We start from the raw sequence: 1,314 nt of genomic DNA, 5'->3' as shown, positions 1-1,314 counted from the left end.
GAATATATAATAGCACATTATTTTCCGAAATAATGGTAATTGAGACGGCATAATAATTTTATTTTTTCAAATCAGTAAGTCCAAGATTAGGAGATTCCTTGCAAGAATCATTTACACCAAAACCTATTATTAATATCGTGATTAAATTAAAGCATTTTGAAAATGGTATGAAGTAAAGCAATTATTTTTAAAAAAATAATAATCGCCCATCAAATTTATGAGTAGGCGATTATTGTATTTATAAATAAAACATTTTTAAAATTTCATTGAATAAATGGAAAAACATTACCAAACTAATGATATCCTTAAAGTATAGTTTATATTTTGTATAGGAGGGTGATGGAGTCAATGGCGGTACGTATAGTCGATGATTTACAACAATTATCTTTATTACTTATGTTTTTGAGTACATTAATATTTTACAGATACTTAAAGAAGATTAAACGAGAGAGAAAACTGACTTCTTTCGAATGGACAATGTATTTTGTCACTCAATTCGCGACTTCCATTTGGGCAATTACTTACTTTATTAAATTTTTGTCTGAATCGTAAGTTACATTAAATCATTTTAGTTTATTAGGTTATTGTTATCTATTAGGGATATAAATATAGTCCGTGTCTAAATCAATGACGACATTGCACGTAATGTTTTCTTGTAATGACTTTGGAATGTTTTCAAAATGATATCGTGCACAAAATAAACTTACAAGATTCTCATTAGATAACTCTTCATTTTTCACGTTTAAATACATTACTATTAACTCGTTAATAGAACAGTTAGGGCCAATAGCATACTCATTAATTCCATATCCATCAAATTCAATTATCATGTTATCACTGTTGAGTGCTAGCCAACATTATAGCTTTAATTTTGGATGAATCTTTCATATTGATTATTATAGCTTGAAGTTTAGTGTGAATATATTTTTATAAAGTGAGAGGATTTCAATGGAACAATATAAATTAGTTTTAGAAGGATCTAAACAGTTAAAGTGGGAAACGGGTGAAATTAGGCCCATACAGGATGATGAAATTATCGTTAAAACAATCGCAGGTGCAATAAGTATTGGGGCAGAGTTACCACAGTATAAAGAATCGGACATTTCAGATGTTAATCCTTTATATCCGAGAGAAACTGGATATGAAAGTTATGGTGAAGTTATTCAAGTTGGTAGTAAAGTAACAAATTTAAGCGTAGGCGATAAAGTAGTTTCTTTTTATGGGCATCAAACGATAGGAATAGTTAAGGGACATAAAGTAACTCGAGTACCTAGTTATATAAAGCCTAAAGTTGCCTTATTATCCATTCTGTCA

3 protein-coding genes are annotated in these 1,314 nt (G+C 29.1%); 2 read left to right on the top strand and 1 reads right to left on the bottom strand.

The window, feature by feature from the left end; genetic code table 11:
* Nucleotides 1-348 precede the first annotated feature (348 nt).
* The gene (locus AC1DTM_RS26895; protein ID WP_016104930.1) at nt 349-552 is read left to right on the top strand and encodes a hypothetical protein; all 204 of its coding nucleotides are present in this window, start codon (nt 349-351) and stop codon (nt 550-552) included.
* A 35-nt stretch (nt 553-587) separates the two neighbouring features.
* On the opposite strand, the gene AC1DTM_RS26890 is transcribed toward AC1DTM_RS26895, so the two are convergent.
* Entirely contained in the window at nt 588-830 is a 243-nt protein-coding gene (locus tag AC1DTM_RS26890) for a hypothetical protein (RefSeq protein ID WP_016104931.1), read from the bottom strand.
* Nucleotides 831-948: 118 nt separating this feature from the next.
* On the opposite strand from AC1DTM_RS26890, the gene AC1DTM_RS26885 reads away from it, so the two are divergent.
* A partial coding sequence (locus tag AC1DTM_RS26885) for an alcohol dehydrogenase catalytic domain-containing protein (protein ID WP_477001321.1) occupies nt 949-1,314 on the top strand: 366 nt, incomplete at its 3' end.

The organism is Bacillus sp. P4_D3, assembly GCF_056401855.1.
Note: the sequence above shows the minus strand (reverse complement) of the source record. Positions and strands in the feature narration are given on the sequence as shown.

What these genes read in the sequence shown, in the direction of transcription:
- AC1DTM_RS26890 (WP_016104931.1), bottom strand. Translation starts at nt 830, where the DNA reads ATGATAATTGAATTTGATGGATATGGAATTAATGAGTATGCTATTGGC.
- AC1DTM_RS26895 (WP_016104930.1), top strand. Translation starts at nt 349, where the DNA reads ATGGCGGTACGTATAGTCGATGATTTACAACAATTATCTTTATTACTT.